Origin of the sequence: Nocardia sp. NPDC049737, from assembly GCF_040674755.1 — a bacterium.
Classification (GTDB): Bacteria; Actinomycetota; Actinomycetes; order Mycobacteriales; family Mycobacteriaceae; genus Nocardia.
On sequence record NZ_JBFANH010000005.1, the window covers coordinates 149,323 to 167,927 of the forward strand.

General features: G+C 66.9%; 22 protein-coding genes. 13 read left to right on the forward strand and 9 right to left on the reverse strand.

What is annotated here, in order from left to right:
- Positions 1 to 12: 12 nt before the first annotated feature.
- Positions 13 to 876: a mycofactocin-coupled SDR family oxidoreductase gene (locus AB0J47_RS09225; RefSeq protein WP_364342422.1), complete on the reverse strand. Its 864-nt coding sequence runs from the start codon at positions 874 to 876 to the stop codon at positions 13 to 15.
- A gap of 353 nt (positions 877 to 1,229) precedes the next feature.
- Here AB0J47_RS09225 and AB0J47_RS09230 point away from each other — a divergent pair, with 353 nt between their 5' ends.
- From AB0J47_RS09230 to AB0J47_RS09250, 5 genes are all read left to right on the forward strand, one after another.
- Positions 1,230 to 2,378, forward strand: a complete 1,149-nt coding sequence (locus AB0J47_RS09230; RefSeq protein WP_364342425.1) for an amidohydrolase family protein — start codon at positions 1,230 to 1,232, stop codon at positions 2,376 to 2,378.
- A 70-nt stretch (positions 2,379 to 2,448) separates the two neighbouring features.
- Complete coding sequence (locus AB0J47_RS09235; protein WP_364342428.1) at positions 2,449 to 2,658, forward strand: hypothetical protein; 210 nt, start codon at positions 2,449 to 2,451, stop codon at positions 2,656 to 2,658.
- Positions 2,659 to 2,716: 58 nt separating this feature from the next.
- Positions 2,717 to 3,529, forward strand: coding sequence for a mycofactocin-coupled SDR family oxidoreductase (locus tag AB0J47_RS09240; protein ID WP_364342431.1), 813 nt, complete (start codon positions 2,717 to 2,719; stop codon positions 3,527 to 3,529).
- A 127-nt stretch (positions 3,530 to 3,656) separates the two neighbouring features.
- Positions 3,657 to 3,788, forward strand: coding sequence for a hypothetical protein (locus AB0J47_RS09245; protein ID WP_364342434.1), 132 nt, complete (start codon positions 3,657 to 3,659; stop codon positions 3,786 to 3,788).
- Positions 3,785 to 3,973, forward strand: a complete 189-nt coding sequence (locus AB0J47_RS09250) for a ferredoxin (protein ID WP_357465927.1) — start codon at positions 3,785 to 3,787, stop codon at positions 3,971 to 3,973. The genes AB0J47_RS09245 and AB0J47_RS09250 overlap by 4 nt, the downstream gene beginning before the upstream one ends.
- 94 nt (positions 3,974 to 4,067) lie before the next feature.
- Here AB0J47_RS09250 and AB0J47_RS09255 read toward each other — a convergent pair whose 3' ends face one another.
- Entirely contained in the window at positions 4,068 to 4,712 is a 645-nt protein-coding gene (locus tag AB0J47_RS09255; RefSeq protein ID WP_364342439.1) for a response regulator transcription factor, read from the reverse strand.
- Complete coding sequence (locus AB0J47_RS09260) at positions 4,700 to 5,869, reverse strand: histidine kinase (RefSeq protein ID WP_364342442.1); 1,170 nt, start codon at positions 5,867 to 5,869, stop codon at positions 4,700 to 4,702. Before AB0J47_RS09260 ends, AB0J47_RS09255 begins: the two co-directional genes overlap by 13 nt.
- Before the next feature lie 167 nt (positions 5,870 to 6,036).
- On the opposite strand from AB0J47_RS09260, the gene AB0J47_RS09265 reads away from it, so the two are divergent.
- From AB0J47_RS09265 to AB0J47_RS09275, 3 genes are read left to right on the forward strand one after another with little or no spacing between them, the layout of a single operon-like run.
- Positions 6,037 to 6,249 (forward strand): hypothetical protein, encoded by a 213-nt coding sequence (locus AB0J47_RS09265; protein WP_364342445.1) that lies wholly within the window; start codon positions 6,037 to 6,039, stop codon positions 6,247 to 6,249.
- Between the two features lie 34 nt (positions 6,250 to 6,283).
- On the forward strand, positions 6,284 to 7,471 hold the full coding sequence (locus AB0J47_RS09270; RefSeq protein ID WP_364342448.1) for an FAD-dependent oxidoreductase: 1,188 nt from the start codon (positions 6,284 to 6,286) through the stop codon (positions 7,469 to 7,471).
- 33 nt (positions 7,472 to 7,504) lie between these two features.
- Positions 7,505 to 7,699, forward strand: coding sequence for a ferredoxin (locus AB0J47_RS09275; protein ID WP_063038717.1), 195 nt, complete (start codon positions 7,505 to 7,507; stop codon positions 7,697 to 7,699).
- 117 nt (positions 7,700 to 7,816) lie between these two features.
- Here AB0J47_RS09275 and AB0J47_RS09280 read toward each other — a convergent pair whose 3' ends face one another.
- The 4 genes from AB0J47_RS09280 to AB0J47_RS09295 are packed head-to-tail and all read right to left on the reverse strand — an operon-like array spanning position 7,817 to position 11,971.
- Entirely contained in the window at positions 7,817 to 8,797 is a 981-nt protein-coding gene (locus AB0J47_RS09280) for an NADPH:quinone oxidoreductase family protein (RefSeq protein ID WP_364342453.1), read from the reverse strand.
- Positions 8,794 to 10,011: an acyl-CoA dehydrogenase family protein gene (locus tag AB0J47_RS09285; protein WP_364342456.1), complete on the reverse strand. Its 1,218-nt coding sequence runs from the start codon at positions 10,009 to 10,011 to the stop codon at positions 8,794 to 8,796. The genes AB0J47_RS09280 and AB0J47_RS09285 overlap by 4 nt, the downstream gene beginning before the upstream one ends.
- 33 nt (positions 10,012 to 10,044) lie before the next feature.
- Positions 10,045 to 10,812 (reverse strand): SDR family NAD(P)-dependent oxidoreductase, encoded by a 768-nt coding sequence (locus AB0J47_RS09290; RefSeq protein ID WP_364342459.1) that lies wholly within the window; start codon positions 10,810 to 10,812, stop codon positions 10,045 to 10,047.
- A gap of 10 nt (positions 10,813 to 10,822) precedes the next feature.
- The gene (locus tag AB0J47_RS09295; protein WP_364342462.1) at positions 10,823 to 11,971 is read right to left on the reverse strand and encodes an acyl-CoA dehydrogenase family protein; all 1,149 of its coding nucleotides are present in this window, start codon (positions 11,969 to 11,971) and stop codon (positions 10,823 to 10,825) included.
- A gap of 165 nt (positions 11,972 to 12,136) precedes the next feature.
- Between AB0J47_RS09295 and AB0J47_RS09300 the strand changes: the two genes are divergently transcribed.
- The 4 genes from AB0J47_RS09300 to AB0J47_RS09315 are packed head-to-tail and all read left to right on the forward strand — an operon-like array spanning position 12,137 to position 16,921.
- On the forward strand, positions 12,137 to 12,901 hold the full coding sequence (locus AB0J47_RS09300) for a crotonase/enoyl-CoA hydratase family protein (RefSeq protein WP_364342465.1): 765 nt from the start codon (positions 12,137 to 12,139) through the stop codon (positions 12,899 to 12,901).
- The gene (locus AB0J47_RS09305; RefSeq protein ID WP_364342468.1) at positions 12,901 to 14,085 is read left to right on the forward strand and encodes a CaiB/BaiF CoA-transferase family protein; all 1,185 of its coding nucleotides are present in this window, start codon (positions 12,901 to 12,903) and stop codon (positions 14,083 to 14,085) included. The genes AB0J47_RS09300 and AB0J47_RS09305 overlap by 1 nt, the downstream gene beginning before the upstream one ends.
- Before the next feature lie 11 nt (positions 14,086 to 14,096).
- The gene (locus AB0J47_RS09310; RefSeq protein ID WP_364342472.1) at positions 14,097 to 15,242 is read left to right on the forward strand and encodes an acetyl-CoA C-acyltransferase; all 1,146 of its coding nucleotides are present in this window, start codon (positions 14,097 to 14,099) and stop codon (positions 15,240 to 15,242) included.
- A gap of 20 nt (positions 15,243 to 15,262) precedes the next feature.
- Positions 15,263 to 16,921 carry an OB-fold domain-containing protein gene (locus AB0J47_RS09315; protein ID WP_364342475.1) on the forward strand — a complete coding sequence of 553 codons (1,659 nt, stop codon included), beginning with the start codon at positions 15,263 to 15,265 and terminating at the stop codon, positions 16,919 to 16,921.
- 25 nt (positions 16,922 to 16,946) lie between these two features.
- Here the strand turns inward: AB0J47_RS09315 and AB0J47_RS09320 are convergent, their stop codons facing one another.
- A complete protein-coding gene (locus AB0J47_RS09320) occupies positions 16,947 to 17,354 on the reverse strand; it encodes a hypothetical protein (RefSeq protein ID WP_364342479.1) in 408 nt (135 codons plus the stop codon).
- 27 nt (positions 17,355 to 17,381) lie between these two features.
- A complete protein-coding gene (locus AB0J47_RS09325) occupies positions 17,382 to 18,053 on the reverse strand; it encodes a TetR/AcrR family transcriptional regulator (protein WP_364342482.1) in 672 nt (223 codons plus the stop codon).
- Between the two features lie 108 nt (positions 18,054 to 18,161).
- Here AB0J47_RS09325 and AB0J47_RS09330 point away from each other — a divergent pair, with 108 nt between their 5' ends.
- Positions 18,162 to 18,533 carry a DoxX family protein gene (locus AB0J47_RS09330; RefSeq protein ID WP_364342485.1) on the forward strand — a complete coding sequence of 124 codons (372 nt, stop codon included), beginning with the start codon at positions 18,162 to 18,164 and terminating at the stop codon, positions 18,531 to 18,533.
- The last annotated feature ends 72 nt before the right edge of the window (positions 18,534 to 18,605 follow it).

Sequence of the window (18,605 nt, forward strand, 5' to 3'; positions counted from 1 at the left end):
CCACCCACCTGGTCAGAAAGTCGGCAGCTGGGGGCGCTTCTTGACGTAACCACCGGCGTCGACACGCATCTGCATGCCGGTCACCCACCGGGATTCCTCGGAAATCAGAAAGAGCACGGCGTCGGCGATGTCCTCGGGTTCGACATAGGGGTTGCCCATGCCGGTGGTCGCGGGAAAGGAGACCAAGGCATCCTCGCGCGTCGGATTCTCCAGATCGGGCCGGAACGAGCGGTACATGAGCTCGTTGTTGAGCATGTCGGTATTGACGTTCGTCGGGTGCACCGCATTGGCCCTGATCTGCCGGGATGCGAGTACGGTCGCGAGATCGTGGATGAAGGCGGCGACGGTGCGCTTGGCAAAGGAGTAACCGAGACCGCCGGGACCGTTGGCGGGGTTGTCGACGCTCGCCGGAATCAGCGCGGCCAGCGATCCGGTCGCCACGATCGAGGCCCCCGCCTTCAAATGCGGCAGGGCGGCCTCGACGGCGTGGACGACGCCGTTGAAATCGACGGTGATGGCATCGATGAAGGCCAGTGCACTGTCCTGCGGACCCAACGGGGCGATACCGGCTTGTGCGACAACGCCATCGAGCCTGCCGAACTCGGCAACCCCTTCGGCCACGGCGGCCTTCAATGCGGCCGGGTCGCGCACATCGGCCTTACGGGCGACGATGCGCCGCCCGAGCTTGTCGACCAGGCGGGCGGTTTCGTCGAGGTCGTCCTGACTCGCCAGCGCATAACCATTGGTGGGGATGTTCTCGCACAGATCGACGGCGATGATGTCGGCGCCCTCCTCCGCGAGCCGCAGCGCGTGTGCGCGCCCCTGACCGCGGGCGGCTCCGGTTATGAAGACGACTTTGTCCTGTACTCGACCCATTGCGGGTTTCCTTCCATCGACTCTCGCGGCGCGGCGGGACGCTCGAATGCGGGCGCGGATCCACTCCGGCGCTGCCGTGGACACGGCGCGGCCGCACGATCCCGGCGAGCTGGTGCCATGAGCATAGTGAGTTCGACTGTAAATGGGTAGACTGAATATTGCTTGATTAGTTGACGAAGGCACAGTTTCCGCTGAGTGAGAAGTAATCAGGTGTACACAATAAGCGGAGTGATATAGAGTTTGTGTGCCAGCACACAGCTGGCTTCGGCTCTGCGCTGCGTATGTCGAGGGCGGAGCAAGCCCCATTTGCGGGACTGCTCCGGCGCGCCGCGATCTGGACGAGGGAGCACAAGATGCCATTGCAGCCATGGATGAAGCTGCTGTCGACCGATGACCACCTGATCGAGCCCCCACGGCTGTGGGTGGACCGGTTGCCCGCGAAGTACCGGGAGGCCGGTCCGCGAATCGTGGAGCAGGATCGGGAGGGCTACGCCGCACCCGCGGAGGTGTGGACCTACGAGGGCCGCGTGTACCCCTACATCGGACTGAATGCCGTCGCGGGTAAGAATCCCGAGGAGTTCGGCACCGAACCGACCCGCTACGACGAGATGATCCCGGGCTGCTATGACCCGAAGGCCAGACTGCGCGATATGGACCTCGACGGCGTCTGGGGCGCGCTGTGCTTTCCCTCCTTCCCGCGCTTCGCGGGCACGGTATTCCTGGAGAGCCAGGACAAGGAACTCGCGTTGCTGTCTGTGCGGGCGTGGAACGACTTCGTGCTCGACGAGTGGTGCGCGGCCGGTCCGGCCGACCGCCTGATCCCGCTGAGCATTCTGCCGCTGTGGGATGTGCAGGCCTGTGTCGCGGAGATCCACCGGGTCGCCGCCAAGGGCTCGAAGGCGATCTCCTTCCCGGAGAATCCGGCGCCGCTGGGGTTGCCGTCGTTCTACAGCGATCATTGGGACCCGATGTTCTCCGCGCTCGAGGAGACCGATATGCCGCTGTGCCTGCACTTCGGCACCTCGGGCAAACCGCCGAAGACCTCAGAGGAGGCTCCGTTCGCGGTGACCATCTCGCTGTTCGGCTGCAACTCCATGTTCGCCACCGCGGACCTGTTGTTCTCGCCGGTGTTCCATCGGCACCCCAAGTTGAAGGTCGGCTTATCCGAGGGCGGCATCGGCTGGATGCCGTACATGTTGGAGCGGATGGACGGCACCTGGGAGCGGCATCGCTTCTACCAGAACATCAATCAGGACATTCGGCCCTCGGACCTGTTCAAGAAGCACTTCCACGGCTGCTTCATCGATGACCGGTTCGGCATCGAGGTGCGCCACCACATCGGGGTCGAGCGCATCACCTGGGAATGCGATTACCCGCACTCCGACTCGTACTGGCCCAAGAGCCGTGCCTACGCGGCCGAGGTACTGGCCGATGTACCGGACGACGAGGTACACCAGATGGTCGAACTGAACACCCGTCGGCTCTACAACCTTCCGGCATGAGCGATCAGCCCCGGAGGCGGCGGCGCCGCGTAGCCACACAGGGCCCCGATCATGCCGCAGGAGGTACCGCATGAGCCGCAAGCCCGAGTCCGAGCGCTCCGACTGGACGGAACTGGATCTGCTGACCCGCGAGGAGGCCTACGGCCGCCTGCAGGAGGAGATCGGCGAGGTCGAGGCGCGGCTGCCCGAACTCGGTGCGGCCGACGCCGCCGAGCGTGAGTTGCTCGAAACCCGGCTCCGCGCGCTGCGCGAGGCAGCCGCCGATCTGCTCGGCCGCTGACCCCTCACGTCGGTCAGCGGCACGGAAAGCATTGCACAACAATGGAACTGAGGTTGGTATGGGGCGTGTAGAGGGCAAGGTCGCACTCATCACCGGAGCTGGGCGCGGCCAGGGCCGCTCGCATGCGGTGCGGCTGGCGGAAGAGGGGGCCGCCGTCGTGATCACCGATGTCTGCCAGGAGATCAGCAAGGCGCTGCCCTATCCGCTGGCGACGAAGGAACAGCTCGAGGAGACCGCGAAGCTGGTCGAGGCCGTCGGCGGGCGGTGCGTCGTAGTCCAGGCCGACGTGCGCTCGCTCAGCGATATGCGGGCCGCGGTGGACGCGGCGACGGCCGAATTCGGTCACCTCGACACGATTGTCGCCAATGCCGGGGTGATGAGTGCCGGTCGCGCCTGGGAATTGTCCGAGGAGGAGTGGGACGTCACCATGGACGTCAACCTCAAGGGCGTTTGGAATACCGTGCGTGCCGCGGTACCCGGCATGATCGCCGCCGATGCGGGCGGCTCGATCATCATTACCAGCTCGGCCGCGGGTATCCGGGGCCATGTGCCCTACGCCCACTATGTGGCGAGCAAGCACGGGGTGGTCGGCCTGATGAAGGCGCTGTCCAATGAGCTTGCCAAACACCGGATTCGGGTGAACACCGTGCATCCCACCGGCGTCAGCGACACTGGCATCACGGTAGGCGTGCCGATGGAGGAACTGAAGGAACGCGAGCCACTGTTCGCGCTGGCCGCGATGAATACGCTGCACACCCACGTCGAGCCACGGGATATCTCGAATGCTGTGCTGTTCCTCGCTTCCGACGAAGCGCGCTACGTGACGGGACTGCAATTCACCGTCGACGCGGGTTCGACCACCAAGCCATGAGCGAGCGAACAACCGACACAGCCACGTTCGTGGTCGTGACGCAGCCGAGCGGCAGCGCGGCGCGGTCATGACTACGCTCCCGACGATCGGATTCCCGGGGCGACGGCGCGTCAGGTGGTGCGCGCCTATGCCGAGCCCGTCATCACGGCGGGCGCACGCGCCGACGGCGATGTTGGTGACGGAACTGCTGACCATCGCCTACGCCGGGCCGATGAATCTCGGCGAAATCTCTACTCTCGAGAACGGAGTTGTTCGATGAAGATCACGATCGACAGTTCGCTGTGTTCCGGACACGCCCGGTGCGCGGCCGCGGCCCCGGAGTTGTTCGAACTCGATGACGACGGCTACGCCCTGCCGTTCGAAGGCGAAGTGCCCGCGGATCTGGAGAATGCGGCGCGCGAGGGTGAAATGGCCTGTCCGGAGCGCGCGATCACCATCGAGTAACACCGTTCATCCCCAACAGCCCGAACTCAACGCCTCGTCGAGAACCTGCCCGCAGGTCTCTGGACGGGGCGCTCGTGCTCGACCACCCCCGCCGCTAGGCGTTATTGAGGTAGGCGAGTACCGCAAGCACCCGGCGATGTCCGCTATCTGTCGTCGGCAGCCCGAGTTTCTGGAAGACATTGCCGATGTGCTTGCTGACCGCGCGTTCGGTGACAACGAGTGTTTCCGCGATCGTGGCGTTGTCGTGCCCGGCCGCCATCAATTCGAGTACTTCGCGCTCCCGTGGCGTCAGCGAGTCCAGGGGTGAATTCCGGCGGCGGGTGAGCAGTTGACTCACCACCTCGGGGTCGAGCGCGGTGCCGCCGCCCGCGACCCGCTCCAGCGCCTCCAGGAATTCGTCGACCCGACCCACCCGGTCCTTGAGCAGATAGCCGACCCCACTGGCTCCGCCGCCGAGCAATTCGGCGGCATAGGACTCCTCGACGTACTGCGAGAGCACGAGCACCGGCAATCCAGGCAACTCCTTGCGTGCGGCCAGCGCCGCCCGCAGACCCTCGTCCCGGAAGGCCGGCGGCAGCCGGACATCGAGCACCGCGATATCCGGACGGTGAGTGAGCAATGCGGGCACAATCTCCGGTCCGCTGCCCACCACGGCCACGACCTCGTGTCCGGCCGAGGTCAGCAATAGGACGAGTCCTTCCCGTAGCAGGGCATTGTCCTCGGCCATCACCACGCGCACGGCAGATCCACCTCGATTTCGGTCGGACCCCCGACGGGGCTGGTCACAGTAAAGGTCCCATCGAGTGCGGCGACCCGACGTTGCATGCCGAGCACACCGGACCCCTCGGAACCGTTGCCCCGCAACATATCCTCGACTCCGCCACTACCCTCGTCACGCACTACCACGCGCAATCCATTGGGTATCCGCGTGATTCGCACATCGGCCCGCTCGGACCCGCTGTGCTTGGCCGCATTGGTCAATGCCTCGGCGACGACGAAGTAGGCCGCCGCCTCTACCGCCGCCGGGGCGCGCGGACCCTGCGACACCTCGTCTACGTCCACGGTGACATCGAGACCACTGTCGGTCGCGAGTGCCAGGATCGCACCGGCGAGGCCGCGGTCGGTGAGGATCGGCGGGTGGATCACCCGCACGATGTGGCGCAGTTCGGTCAGCGCCTCCTCGGTGAGTTGCTGTGCCTCGTCGAGCAGTTTGCGCGCGTTCGCGGGATCGCGGTCCATGGCGCGCTTCGCCAGACCGATCCGCATGGACAGCGATACCAACCGCGCCTGCGTGCCGTCGTGCAGATCGCGTTCGATGCGGCGCAATTCGGCGCCGTGTGCGGCGATCGCACTGGTACGGGTCTGCGTCAGCTCGTCGACCCGTGCCGCGAGCCACGCCTTGGGCGGGGGTCGCAGCAGTGAGCGAGACCAATTGGCATCCAGATCGGCTAATCGACCGATCAGCGGTAGTACCAGCGCTTTTCGGCCGAGCACACCGCACCACACCCCGTCGACGGGCAAGCCGATCAGCCACAGCGGTATCGCCAGATAGGCCAGGGCGCCGTAGAAGTAGTAGGCCAGCATCCAGCGCAGGTCGGCGAGCGTCGTCGGGTCGCGCACGACCGCGCGCAGACTCTGCCGCAGCGGGCCGCTGATCGACGAATACGCCTCGGGGACGGCGCGACCGGTCCATGTCGCCACTTGGCGCCGCTTGCTACCCGCGAACTGGCGCACCAACTGGACCGTCACCGGCACCATCCCGATGCCGACCAGCGACAGCGCACCGGCCAGCGTCAGCAACAGCATGGCAATGAACAGGTACGAGCCGAAGGCCAGCGCCGCGGCATTGGCCAGCTGGGCGGTTGCCCGCGCCGCCTGTCGCACCGTTTTCCGCATGTGACCAGGCTATGCGAAGCGATGCCCGCCGACGGTGTAGCGCGGTACCGCCGAGGGGTGTAGCCAGGTACACCTCGACTTCGGGACCGCACTCCCTCGTTGCGACGAGCCGGAGACGGAATCGTTTACGCCAGACGTTAACCGGCTCCGATCTCGAAGGAATCGACATGAAGTCCGTCCAAACGCGGCTCTCCGCGAAGCCCACCCTCTGGCTGCTGTTCCTGTTCAACCTCGCCATCGCGCTGGCAGTCGGCTTCGAACCGGTGGCCGACAGCCTCGGCCTCGACGGTATCCAGCAGATCGCCACTTGCGTCGCCATGGGGCTGGTCTCGGTGGGGGCGGGCGCCGCCCTGCTGCGCAGGCGCCTGCAGCTCGTCTGACCCCGACCACCAGACCTACGAAAGAGATTCAGCCATGTATGTACCCGAGAGCGTACTGGTAGTCGGTGCCTCCGCGGCCGGACTGTCCACCGCGGAAGCCTTGCTGCGCAATGGATATCAGGGCAGCGTCACCATCCTCGGCGCCGAGCCCGAACTTCCCTACGACCGGCCGCCGCTGTCCAAGCAGATTCTGGCGGGCGCCTGGGAACCCGAGAAGGCCCAACTGCGCCCCACCACACATCTGGCCGCGATGCCGATGGATCTGGTCCTCGGCGAGACCGCGGTCGCCCTCGACCCGGTGAACCACATCGTGCACGCCGAATCCGGGCTGGCCGTACAGGCCGACGCCGTCGTGATCGCCACCGGGGTGCACGCCCGCACACTGCCCGGCGCGGACGGCCTGGCCGGTGTGCACGTGCTGCGTAATCTCGCGGACGCAGTCGCCCTGCGCGCGGATCTGCTGCGCGCCACTCGGCTCGTGGTGGTCGGTGAAGGCGTACTCGGCTCCGAAATCGCCGCCACCGCACGGACTATGGGCCTGGACGTCACCGTGGTCGGCCCCCTGTTGGCGCCGATGGCCGGACAACTCGGTCCGGTGATCGCACCCCTGCTCGGCGATCTGCACACCGAACGCGGGGTGCGGATGCGGCTCGGCACCGGAGTCAGCGGATTCATCCACGACGGCGGCCGGGTCGGTGGGGTGCGGCTGGATACCGGGGAGGAACTGCCCGCCGATGTCGTCGTGGTCGCGGTCGGCGCGGTCCCGGCGACCGAATGGCTGACCGACAGCGGACTGACGCTGGACAACGGCGTGGTGTGCGACTCCTATTGCCGTGCGGCCCAAGGTATTTACGCCGCGGGGGATGTCGCCCGCTGGTATGACGACCACGTGGGCGGCCTGGTCCGGATGGAGAACCGCACCAACGCCACCGAACAGGCCGCAGCGGTCGCCGCCAATCTGCTCGGCGCCGAACAGTCCTACACCCCGATCCCCTACTTCTGGACCGATCAGTTCGACACCAAGATCCAGGTCCACGGCACCCTCCCGACCGGAGCGGACGTCGAGATCGTGAACGGTTCCACCGACGAGCGCAGATTCGTCGCCCGTTACACCCTCGAGGGTCGAGTCACCGGCGTCGTCGGCTGGAACATGCCCAAACAGACCCGCCTGCGCAGGCAGGAAATCGTCGAGGCCCGGTCGGCCGCGACCAGCCGGGCCTGACAAACGTCGGCGCTAACAAACAAGGAGTCCCCCATGAAAGTCACCATCGACGAAGACAAGTGCGTCGCCTGCGGACAGTGCGTGGCCGTCGCCCCCGATGTCTTCGACCAGCGCGACGAGGACGGCATCGTCATCCTGCTCGACGCGAACCCACCCGAGGATCAGGCCGCCGATGTCCGGGAGGCCGCCGCGGTCTGCCCGGCGCTGGTCATCACCATCCAGGAATAACCGTCCGCGAAAGCAAACCCGGCAATGAATGCCATCGCCGATATCGTGGAATCCAGCCGCCCGCACAGCGTGACCGCTTCGACGGTGGCGGCACCGCCACCATGGTGGTGGTGCCGCTCAGGTGGCAGTCATATCGAGGACGATCTTTCCGGTGGTGCGGCGTTCGGCAACGTCGGTCAATGCGGTGGCGATTTCGGCGAGCGGATGGACCTGGGAGACGAGCGGACGCATCCCGTCACGAACCATCGCGGCCAGCGCACGATCACCGGCTGCTACGGCATCTTTGGCGTACTGGCGCAACATCCGGATCTCGAAGCCTCGTACGGTCGCTTCTTTGAGCAGTACGAGATTCAGCGGAATGCTGGGAATCTTCCCGTCGGCATACCCGACCGTGACGAATCGGCCGCCGCGCCGCAGTCCGCGCAGGGCGGCCTCCGAGTAGTCGCCGCCCACCGGATCGATCACCAGGTGGACGCCTTCGCCGCCGGTGACTTCGCGCAACCGCTTCTTCAGATCCTCACGGACATAATCGATTCCGGCCTCGGCGCCGAGCTTGCGCGTGACCACGAGCCGGTCCTCGCTCGACGCGGCCGCGATGACGTGTAGTCCCAACCGGGTGCCGACATCGACCGCGGCCGAGCCGACCCCGCCCGCCGCGCCGAGCACCACCGCCCACTCCCCCGCTTTCCCCTCGCCGATGGTGACCAGCGAGTGGTAGGCGGTCGCGTAGGTGACGTGAAACGCGGCGGCGTGCACCATATCGAGACCGTCCGGAATCGGGCGCAAACCCGCGGCGGGCACCACGATCTGTTCGGCGAACGCACCGGTAAGCGCGGCTCCGGCCACCGGCGAACCCACCGGCGGACCCGCCACTCCGGGCCCCAAAGCCGTTATGACACCCGCGAATTCACTGCCGGGTGTGAAAGGCAGCGGTGCCGATACCTGATATCGGTTCGCGATGACCAGCACATCCGGGTAGTTGACCGCAGCGGCATGTACCCGGATCAGCACTTCGCCGGGACCGGGCTGGGGATCGTCGAGCTCGACGACCGACAGTCCAGCGGGCGCACCGTATTCGGTGCAGCGCGCCGCCCTCATCGAGTCCGCCCAACCGACGGCATCGCCGGATCGCGTGGCAGGCCGAGCACCTGTTCGGCGATGGTATTGCGTTGGATCTCCGCGGTTCCCGCACCGATCGTGGAGGCCCGGGTGCGCAGAAAGCCCCACACCCAGCGACCCCGCTGCACGGCGTGCGGATCGCGCCGACCGAGCACACCGTAGGCGCCGAGCATATCGACGGCGAATTCGTGCAGGTCCTGTTCGAAGGTCACGATGAACAGCCGCGATGTCGACGATGCGGGCCCCGGCTCGCCCTTTGCCATGATGTCGGCGATCGTGCGCATGCCAGTCAACCGCATGATCGACACCCGAATCTCGAAGTCCGCCAATCGATCACGCACCAATGGATCCGAGGTCACCCCCCGCTCATGCGCCAGCTCGATCAGCTCATCGAGTACGCGCCGGTACATCGCGGCCTGGTTCATCGCCCCGGCCGCGCGCTCATGGCCCAGGCTGGTGCGCACCAGTGGCCAACCGCCGTTTTCCGTGCCGATCCGATTGACGACCGGCACCCGCACATCGCTGAAGAAGATCTCGCAGAAGTGCGCGTCGCCGGTCAGATCACGCAGCGGCCGCACGCTCACGCCGGGTGCGTGCGCATCGATCAGCAGATAGCTGATCCCCTCCTGCCGCGATCCCGGCGGACCGGTGCGGACGAGGGTGAAGATGATGTCGGCGATATCGGCGGCGCTGTTCCACACCTTCTGCCCGTTGACCACATACTCCGCGTCGGGATCGTCGGGACCGCCGCCCTCGAGCCGCGCCGAGGTGCGCAGCGCGGGCAGATCCGATCCGGCACCCGGCTCGGAATACCCCTGCGCCCAAACCATATCGCCGCGCAGCATGGGAGCCAGGAAGCGCTGCTTCTGCTCGGCCGTGCCGTATTTGATGATCGTCGGCGCGGCGATGCCCAGACCGGTGCCCAGCGGGCCAGGCACCCGTGCCCGCGCGTACTCCTCCTGGTAGATCACCTGACGCCCGAAGCTCAGCCCCATCCCACCGTATTCCCGCGGCCAGCTCGGACCGGCGTATCCGGCGTCGAAAAGCGTTGCCAACCAGGCCTTCTGCCAGGCCAGTCGCTCGGCCGGATCCTTGGGTCGACGACCGGGATGATGGTCGGTCAGGAACGCCCGCAGGCGTGCCCGGAACTGCTCATCGGTCTCGACCTGCTCCTCGCTGAACGTGAGAGTCACCTGGCTCCTCCATGGTTGCGATCGGTGCGGCGCTCAGCGCGGCGCCATGCGGATGGCGCCGTCGAGCCGGATGGTCTGGCCGTTGAGGTAGGGGTTCTCCAGCATCTCGATGGCCAGGCGGGCGTAGTCGTCGCCATCACCGAGGCGCTTGGGATGCGGCACGGTGGCAGCCAGGCTTTCGCGGATGTCCTCGCGCAGCCGGGCGAGCATGGGGGTGTCCATGATGCCAGGCGCGATGGTGTTCACCCGGATCTGCCAGCTGGCCAGATCGCGGGCAGCGACCAAGGTGATGCCGTGCACGCCCGCCTTGGATGCGGTGTAGGAGGTCTGTCCGATCTGGCCGTCGAATGCGGCGACCGATGCGGTGAGGACGATGGAACCGCGGTCGCCGTCGACGATCTCGTTCGCCGCCATGCGGGCGGCGGCCAAGCGCAGCACGTTGTAGCTGCCGATCAGGTTGATCCGCACGACCTCGGCGAAGGTCGCGAGGTCGCCCGGGGTGCGGTCGCGGTCGATGATCCGGACCCGGTCGCCGCCGCGCCCGGCGCAGTGCACGACGAAACGCAGCGGACCGCTGTTTTCGGCGGCATCGAGGGCGGCGGAGATCTCGGCCTCGTCGGTCACATCCGCGCGAACGAACTGTGCCGCGTCGCCGAGTTCGGCGACGGCCTTGGCGCCCTGCTCCTCGGAGATGTCGGCGAGGACGACGCGGCCGCCGCGGCCGATGATCCGACGCGCGGTGGCCAGGCCGAGCCCGGAGGCGCCACCGGTGACCAGTGCCGAGGAACCGTCGATGTGCATACCAAACTCCTTATAAGCCAAGGGATTTACTGATGATGGTCTTCATGACCTCGCTGGTGCCGCCATAGATGCGGCTCACCCGGGCGTCGGCGTAGAGCCGGGCGATCGGGGATTCGAGGATGTAGCCGTAGCCGCCGTGCAGTTGCAGGCAGCGGTCGACCACCCGGCCTTGCATCTCGGTGCAGAACAGCTTGGTCTTGGCCGCGTCGACGGGACTCAATTCGCCGGCGACCAATGCCGTGACGGCCGCGTCGAGCATGGTCTGGGCGGCCTCGACTTCGGCGGCGATGGCCGCGAGTTCGAATTTGGTGTTCTGGAAGTGCGCTACCGGTTTACCGAATACGGTCCGGTCCCGCACGTAGGTGATGGTCATTTCGAGCGCGGCCCGGGCCTGCGCGACCGCACCGACCGAGATGGCCAGCCGCTCCTGCGCCAGATTGCGGCCGAGGTAGGAGAACGCCTCGCCTTCCGCGCCGAGCAGATTGGCAACGGGGACGCGCACATCGGCGAAAGACAGCTCGACGGTGTCCTGCACGGTGAGACCGAGTTTGTCGAGTTTGCGCCCGACGGTGAAGCCCGCCATCCCCTTCTCCACCACCAGCAGGGAAAGGCCCGCGCGGCGATTGTCCGGATCGGTGCTGGTCCGTGCGACGACGATAACCAGGTCGGCATGGTACCCACCGGTAATGAAGGTCTTGGCTCCGTTGAGAACGTAGTGGTCGCCATCGCGGACCGCCTTGGTCGCGACGCCCGCCAGATCCGAACCGGTCCCGGGTTCGCTCATCGCGATCGCGGTGTAGAGCTCGCCCGAGGCCAGGCCCGGAAACCAGCGGGACCGTTGGGCGTCGTCGGCCAGGCCGAGGAAGTACGGGACGACGATGTCGAGGTGGGTGCGCAGGCCGCCGAGCGTCACGCCCGCCCGCGCGCACTCTTCCTGGAGCACCACGTTGTAGCGGTAGTCGTCCTGACCGCCGCCGCCGAATTCCTCGGGAACGGCGGTGCCGATGATGCCGAGCTTGCCCAGCGAGGTGAACAGTTCGCGGGGGACCAGGCCCGCCTCGCGCCACTGCTCGTACTCCGGGACCACCTCGCGGGCGAGGTAATCGCGGACCAGGAGGCGGAAGTCCTCGTGGTCCTGGGTGAACAGCGTCCGGCGCATCCGGTTACCTCCTCGTAGCGAGCGCGTCGCCATGGCCACCCAGGGCCGCCGCGACGAATTCAGTATACGCATTCATTCGGAAAATTAGCCAAATTAAGTATACTGTTCTGAACCGACGGGCCCGAGAGCGGCGCCGATCGACGGCCAGTGCGCGAAGGAGAAGATGTGTCGGACGAAGTGCTTGTGGAGCGCCGGGGCGCGGTCCAGGTCATAACGATCAATCGCCCGACGGCGAAGAACGCGCTCAATGCCGGGGTCGCGGCCGGGGTGGCCGCCGCGGTCGATGAGCTCGACCAGTCGGACGAGTTATGGGCAGGCGTGCTCACCGGCGCCGGAGGAACTTTCTCGTCCGGAATGGATTTGAAGGCGTGGCTGCGCGGTGAGAGTCCCGCGATCGAAGGCCGCGGCCTGTGCGGGATCACGATGACGCCGCCGCGCAAACCGCTGATCGCGGCGGTCGAGGGTTGGGCCGTGGCCGGTGGCTTCGAACTGCTACTGGCCTGCGATCTCGTGGTCGCGGCCCGCACCGCGCGGGTGGGCGTGCCCGAGGTGAAGCGGTCGCTGGTCGCCCGTGGCGGCGCCGCCTTGCTGCTGCCCCGGCGAGTGCCGTTCGCGATCGCATTGGAGTTGCTGCTGACCGGTGATCCGATCGGCGCCGAGCGAGCGGCCGAGATCGGCCTGGTCAATCGGCTCACCGAGGAGGGCGCCGCGCTGGAGGGTGCGCTGGCGCTCGCCGAAACGATCACGGCGAATGGACCTTTGGCCGTCGCGGCGACCAAGCAGATCGCCCGTTCCAGCGCCGACTGGACGCTGGAGGAGGGCTGGGCCGCACAGGTCGCGATCGCGCAGCCGGTGTTCTCCTCTGCCGATGCCGTAGAAGGCGCCACCGCCTTCGCCGAAAAGAGGGCACCGATCTGGAAAGGTCGCTGATGACCGGCGGACCGCTGGCGGGGTGCCGGGTGGTCGAGCTCGGCGGCATCGGTCCCGGCCCCTTCGCTGGCATGTTCCTCGCCGATCTCGGTGCCGAGGTCGTCCGGGTGGATCGACCGGAACGCGCCGATGAGCCGGACGCGAGCGGCCCGACCAATGTGACCGATCGCGGGAAGCGTTCTGTGGTACTCGATCTCAAGCATCCGTCGGGTCCGGCCGCGCTGCTCGACCTGATCGAACGTGCCGACGTCCTGATCGAAGGATTTCGTCCCGGCGTCACCGAGCGTCTCGGTATCGGGCCGCACGAATGCCTGGCTCGCAATCCCCGGCTGGTGTACGGCCGGATGACCGGATGGGGCCAGGACGGCCCGCTGGCCGCCGCGGCCGGGCACGATATCGGGTATATCGCCCTCACGGGCGCGCTTAGTGCGATCGGATCAGCGGGCGGACCACCGCAGATCCCACTCAATCTGGTCGGCGATTTCGGAGGCGGCGGTTGCTATCTGGTGATCGGGGTGCTCGCCGCGCTGTATGCCGTCGAGCGGACCGGCTGCGGCCAAGTCGTCGATGCGGCGATCGTGGATGGCACCGCGCATCTGCTCGCGAGCACCTTCGCCAAACTCGCGCGCGGCGCGTGGACCGACGAGCGCGGGGTCAACCAACTCGACGGTGGTTGGCCGTTCTATTCCGTCTACGAGACCAAAGACGGTCGGCACATGGCGGTCGGTGCGCTGGAGGCGAAGTTCTACCGGCAGCTGATCGAACTGCTCGACCTCGATGTCGATCCAGCACAACAGCACGACCGGTCGACCTGGCCGAAGCTGCGAAGTATGTTGGCCGAACGATTCGCCGAACGCACCCGCGACGAATGGGCCCAGTTGTTCGAAGGGACCGACGCCTGCGTCGCGCCCGTACTCGGTCTCACCGAGGCAGCAGCACATCCGCATCTGGCCGCGCGCGGGAGTGTGATCACTCGAGACGGTGTGGTCCAACCCGCTGCGGCGCCGCGGTTTTCGGCCACCCCGGCGCGACCAGGCGCTACCGCACCGACCATCGGCGCCGACACCCGCGCGGTATTCCAGGATTGGGGCATCGGCAGCGGCGACGAGCTCGTCCACAGCGGTGCCGCCAGGCAGGCAACCAACACCACACCGGGTCGCCACCGTGCCGACCCACAGGACTGAGGAGGTCCACCATGAGAGACGCCGTCATCGTCGATGCGGTCCGCACCCCGATCGGTAAACGCAACGGCACCCTCGGGCCGGTGCACGCGGCCGATCTGTCCGCGAAGGTACTCAATGCGCTGGTGGAGCGCACCGGAATCGATCCTGCCATCGTGGACGATGTGGTCTGGGGCTGTGTTACCCAGATCGGTGACCAGTCGAGCAATATCGGGCGGTTCGCGGTACTCGCGGCCGGGTGGCCGGAACACGTGCCCGGTGTGACGATCAACCGGGCCTGTGGTTCCAGCCAGCAGGCCATCGACTCCGCGGCGCACGCCGTCATGGCCGGGCAGTACGACCTCGTGGTCGCCGGTGGTGTGGAGACGATGACCCGGGTTCCGCTCGGCTCGCACCGGACCACCGGACAGCCTTACGGTCCCGCGGTGCTGGCCCGCTATGACAACTTCGACTTCAACCAGGGCATCGGCGCCGAGTTGATGGTCGAACGGTGGGGCTTCACCCGAACCCAGCTCGACGAGTTCGCTGCGCAATCGCATGCCAAGGCGGCCGCGGCGATCGACGAGGGTGTGTTCGACGACCACATCGTGCCGATCGAGGTCGACGGCACCAAATTCACCGTGGACGAAGGACTGCGCCGGGGCACCACGGCGGAGAAGCTGGCCGGGCTGAAGCCATCGTTCAAGCCCGACGGCGTGATCCACGCGGGCAATTCATCCCAGATCGCCGACGGTGCGGCCGCGCTGCTCATCACGACCTCCGAAAAGGCCCGCGAATTGGGGCTCACCCCGATCGCGCGTTACCACTCCGGCGCGGTCAGCGGCGCCGACCCGATCCTGATGCTGACCGGACCGATCCCGGCGACCGAGAAGGTGCTGCGCAAGGCCGGACTGTCCATCGACGATATCGGTGCGTTCGAGGTCAACGAGGCGTTCGCGCCGGTGCCACTGGCCTGGCTCGCCGAAACCGGCGCCGATGCCGAAAAGCTCAATCCGCTCGGCGGCGCGATCGGCGTCGGCCACCCGCTCGGCGGTTCGGGTGCCATTCTGATGACGCGGCTACTGGCTCAGCTGCGGCGCGAGAACCTGCGGTACGGATTGCAGACCATGTGCGAGGGCGGCGGCACCGCCAACGCGACCATTATCGAACTGCTGCACTGAAATTCGAGGAATCCGACATCATGACGTCCGCCCCGGATCGCCCGCTTCCGCAACCGACACTCGCGAGCGCCGAGTTCTGGCGATCCGGTGCCGACGGCGTGCTCAGGATTTCGCACTGCGCCGACTGCGGGCGGTTCTTCCATCCGCCGATGCCGGTGTGCCTGTCCTGCCGCGGCCGCGCGGTGTCGCTCGCGCCGACTTCCGGGAAAGCCGTGGTCGTCGGGTTCAGCGTGAACCATCAGACGTGGTTGCCGAAGTTCCCGCCGCCCTATGTGGTTGCGGTGGTCGCGCTCGCCGAGGACGATCGGGCGCGGCTGACCACCAATATCGTCGGATGCGAGCCGACCGAAGTGCATATCGGCATGCGCGTGCGCGTGCGTTTCGAACCGGTCGATGATCTGTACCTTCCGCTGTTCGAGCCGGACCCGGAAACCGAAGCGGCCGAAGGGCTCGGGCCGCTGCCCGAGCCGCGCGAAGTCCGAAATGCGCTGCGGCCCATGGCTTCCACACGTAAGTACGAGGACAAGGTCGCACTCACCGGAGTCGGGCAATCACAAGTGGGTCGACGGCTCATGGTCGACCCGATCTCGCTGACCGTCGACGCTTGCCTGGCCGCAGTGGCGGACGCCGGGCTCGACCTGAGCGAGATCGATGGACTGTCCACCTATCCGGGAGCGGTCCCCGGCGGGATGAGCGAAGGCGGAATCACTGCCCTGACCGAGGCGTTGCAATTGACTCCGACCTGGGTCAACGGCGCGCGCGAGGTGCCAGGGCAGATCGGCTCCATCACCGCCGCCATGCTCGCGGTCGCGGCCGGGCTGTGTCGGCATGTGCTGTGCTTCCGCACGGTTTGGGAGTCCTCGCACAGTGCGCTGCTGCGGTCGGGTGAATGGCATCCCGACGGCGGACGCGCGAGCGGGATGATGGAGTTCCGGGCCCCATTCGGGGCCATGTCGGCGGCGCAGTGGATCGGCTGCAACGCCTCGCACTACATGCACCGATACGGTGTCGGACGCGACGCGCTCGGCGCCATCGCGGTCACCGCACGCGCGGGCGCGGTCCGCAACCCGGAGGCCCTCTACCGCGACCCGCTCACCATCGACGACTACTTCAATGCCCGCATGGTGACCACGCCCTTCGGGCTCTACGACTGCGATGTGCCGTGCGACGGCGCGATCGCGGTCGTGGTCTCGGCGATCGAAACCGCCGACGACCGCCCGCACCCACCGGTGCTGGTCGAGGCCGTCGGCACCGCGATCCTGGAGCGGCTCAGCTGGGACCAGGACACCCTGACCCACACCCCACAGTCCCGCGGCCCGTCGGCCCACCTCTGGACCCGCACCGACCTGACCCCCGTCGACGTAGACGTCGCCCTCCTCTACGACGGCTTCACCTTCAACGCGCTGTCCTGGATCGAGGGCCTCGGCTTCTGCGGCCCCGGCGAGGCAACCGATTTCATCGCAGGCGGCAAGACCATCGCCCTCGACGGCCCCCTCCCCCTCAACCCCCACGGCGGACAACTCTCAGCCGGTCGGCTGCACGGCTACGGTTTCATCCGCGAGGCGATGCTGCAACTGCGCGGTGATGCCCACGGCCGTCAGGTCGACGACGCACGAGTCGCGGTGGTCACCGCGGGAGGCGGTGTCCCTTCCGGGGCAATGCTTTTGAAACGGGCGTAGGCACCCGATCACCGCAGCGTCGAAGCTACGCCCGGTCCTCGTAGGCCTTCATCAGTTCGCGGCGCAGGATTTTGCCGCTGGGGAGACGAGGCACCGCCTCGAAGGAGATCGATGTGGGGCATTTGTAGTGGGCGAGGTTTTCGCGGCAGTAGGCGATCAGGGTTGCGGCGAACTCCGGGCCTGGGGTGGCTGGGGCGGCGGGTTGGACGACAGCGTGGACGCGTTGGCCGAATTCGGCGTCGGAGATGCCGATCACGGCCACGTCGTCTACTGCGGGGTGCAGAGTGAGTGCGTCCTCGATTTCTCGGGGGTAGATATTGACGCCGCCGGACAGGATCAGGTCGGTGCGGCTTCCGATGTCCCGGTTCAGCTTCGAGTCACGTTCTTGTCGCGACCTGAGCACAGGGCGACCGACCAGGTGAACCCGAGGCACCCTGGCGATATTAGAGTATCCTGAATCCTATCCAGGATCGGCAGGCCCGCCGTGGCGTCCTACCGGAACGCCGAGACAGGTGTCCAACGGGTTCGACGTGGTGAGTCGTTCGACCAGCCGCTGCCACCCGTCAGCCAATTGATGTCGCGCGGCGGCGGCATCCGCCGCGGTCGCGGTGTGCAGATAGAGCAGGACGGGGGCTTCCAGGGCCGCGGTCAGCTGGATGGCGAGGACATCGGTGTCGGGAATGTCGACGCGCGCCTGGTTCAGCAGCATGCGGATGTGAAATTGGGAGATGGTGGCCGCGCCGACGGGGATCGGCTGGTTGGCGTCCAGGGATGCGCGGGCGATCGCGATGTGGTCGAACAGGAAATCCAGGCGGGCGCGGCCGAAGGCGATCAAGCGCTGGATCGGGTCGGCGCCGGGGCCCAGCGGCGGTGGGCCCGACAGCACCGATTGCTGGAAGACTTTTTCGTCCTCGTCCATCAGCGCGTGGAAGATGCCCGCTCTGGTCCGGAATCGGCGGAATACCGTGCCCTTGCCGAGTCCGGCACGTTCGGCCAGTCCGTCCATAGTCACTTTTTCGACGCCGAGTTCGTCGACCAACTGCCGTGCGACATCCAGCAGACGTCGTCGATTGCGTGCGGCATCACCGCGTTCATTGCGCGGCAGACCCAGGCGTAGTGCGGTCGGTTCCACGAGTTCCAAGGTACCGCCGGGAATGAAAGCGGGGTAAAGTCCGTTTTTGATTCTGTTCGCGTTTGCCCGCTCACCGCCTCCGGTCGAGCGATTGACTAGGAGTTCTCGATGAACGTCTTCCTCTGGATCCTGCAGGGCCTGCTGGCCGTGGTCTTGGTGGCCGCCGGCGCGACGAAACTGGCCCAGCCGCGCGAGAAACTCGCCGACAAGATGTCCTGGGTCGAGAGCTTCACCGATCAGCAGGTCAAGGCGATCGGCGCGGTCGAGGTGGTGGGCGGGCTCGGCCTCGTGCTGCCCGCGCTCACCGGAATCGTCCCGATACTCACCCCGATCGCCGCGGTCGGCGTCGCGATCATCATGATCGGCGCCGCCCTGACGCACGCGCGGCGGAGCGAATGGGCCGAAATCACGCCCAGCGTGGTGCTATTCGTGCTCGCCGCCGTGATCGCGTGGGGCCGGTTCGGTCCTTACTCATTCTGATGCCGCATCCGGCGCGGCCGCCCGCGCCGGATGGCGAGCGGCCGTGTACTACCTATCGCGGCACCATCTCGC

What these genes read in the sequence shown, in the direction of transcription:
- AB0J47_RS09225 (WP_364342422.1), bottom strand. Translation starts at nt 876, where the DNA reads ATGGGTCGAGTACAGGACAAAGTCGTCTTCATAACCGGAGCCGCCCGC.
- AB0J47_RS09230 (WP_364342425.1), top strand. Translation starts at nt 1,230, where the DNA reads ATGCCATTGCAGCCATGGATGAAGCTGCTGTCGACCGATGACCACCTG.
- AB0J47_RS09235 (WP_364342428.1), top strand. Translation starts at nt 2,449, where the DNA reads ATGAGCCGCAAGCCCGAGTCCGAGCGCTCCGACTGGACGGAACTGGAT.
- AB0J47_RS09240 (WP_364342431.1), top strand. Translation starts at nt 2,717, where the DNA reads ATGGGGCGTGTAGAGGGCAAGGTCGCACTCATCACCGGAGCTGGGCGC.
- AB0J47_RS09245 (WP_364342434.1), top strand. Translation starts at nt 3,657, where the DNA reads ATGCCGAGCCCGTCATCACGGCGGGCGCACGCGCCGACGGCGATGTTG.
- AB0J47_RS09250 (WP_357465927.1), top strand. Translation starts at nt 3,785, where the DNA reads ATGAAGATCACGATCGACAGTTCGCTGTGTTCCGGACACGCCCGGTGC.
- AB0J47_RS09260 (WP_364342442.1), bottom strand. Translation starts at nt 5,869, where the DNA reads ATGCGGAAAACGGTGCGACAGGCGGCGCGGGCAACCGCCCAGCTGGCC.
- AB0J47_RS09265 (WP_364342445.1), top strand. Translation starts at nt 6,037, where the DNA reads ATGAAGTCCGTCCAAACGCGGCTCTCCGCGAAGCCCACCCTCTGGCTG.
- AB0J47_RS09270 (WP_364342448.1), top strand. Translation starts at nt 6,284, where the DNA reads ATGTATGTACCCGAGAGCGTACTGGTAGTCGGTGCCTCCGCGGCCGGA.
- AB0J47_RS09275 (WP_063038717.1), top strand. Translation starts at nt 7,505, where the DNA reads ATGAAAGTCACCATCGACGAAGACAAGTGCGTCGCCTGCGGACAGTGC.
- AB0J47_RS09280 (WP_364342453.1), bottom strand. Translation starts at nt 8,797, where the DNA reads ATGAGGGCGGCGCGCTGCACCGAATACGGTGCGCCCGCTGGACTGTCG.
- AB0J47_RS09290 (WP_364342459.1), bottom strand. Translation starts at nt 10,812, where the DNA reads ATGCACATCGACGGTTCCTCGGCACTGGTCACCGGTGGCGCCTCCGGG.
- AB0J47_RS09295 (WP_364342462.1), bottom strand. Translation starts at nt 11,971, where the DNA reads ATGCGCCGGACGCTGTTCACCCAGGACCACGAGGACTTCCGCCTCCTG.
- AB0J47_RS09305 (WP_364342468.1), top strand. Translation starts at nt 12,901, where the DNA reads ATGACCGGCGGACCGCTGGCGGGGTGCCGGGTGGTCGAGCTCGGCGGC.
- AB0J47_RS09310 (WP_364342472.1), top strand. Translation starts at nt 14,097, where the DNA reads ATGAGAGACGCCGTCATCGTCGATGCGGTCCGCACCCCGATCGGTAAA.
- AB0J47_RS09315 (WP_364342475.1), top strand. Translation starts at nt 15,263, where the DNA reads ATGACGTCCGCCCCGGATCGCCCGCTTCCGCAACCGACACTCGCGAGC.
- AB0J47_RS09330 (WP_364342485.1), top strand. Translation starts at nt 18,162, where the DNA reads ATGAACGTCTTCCTCTGGATCCTGCAGGGCCTGCTGGCCGTGGTCTTG.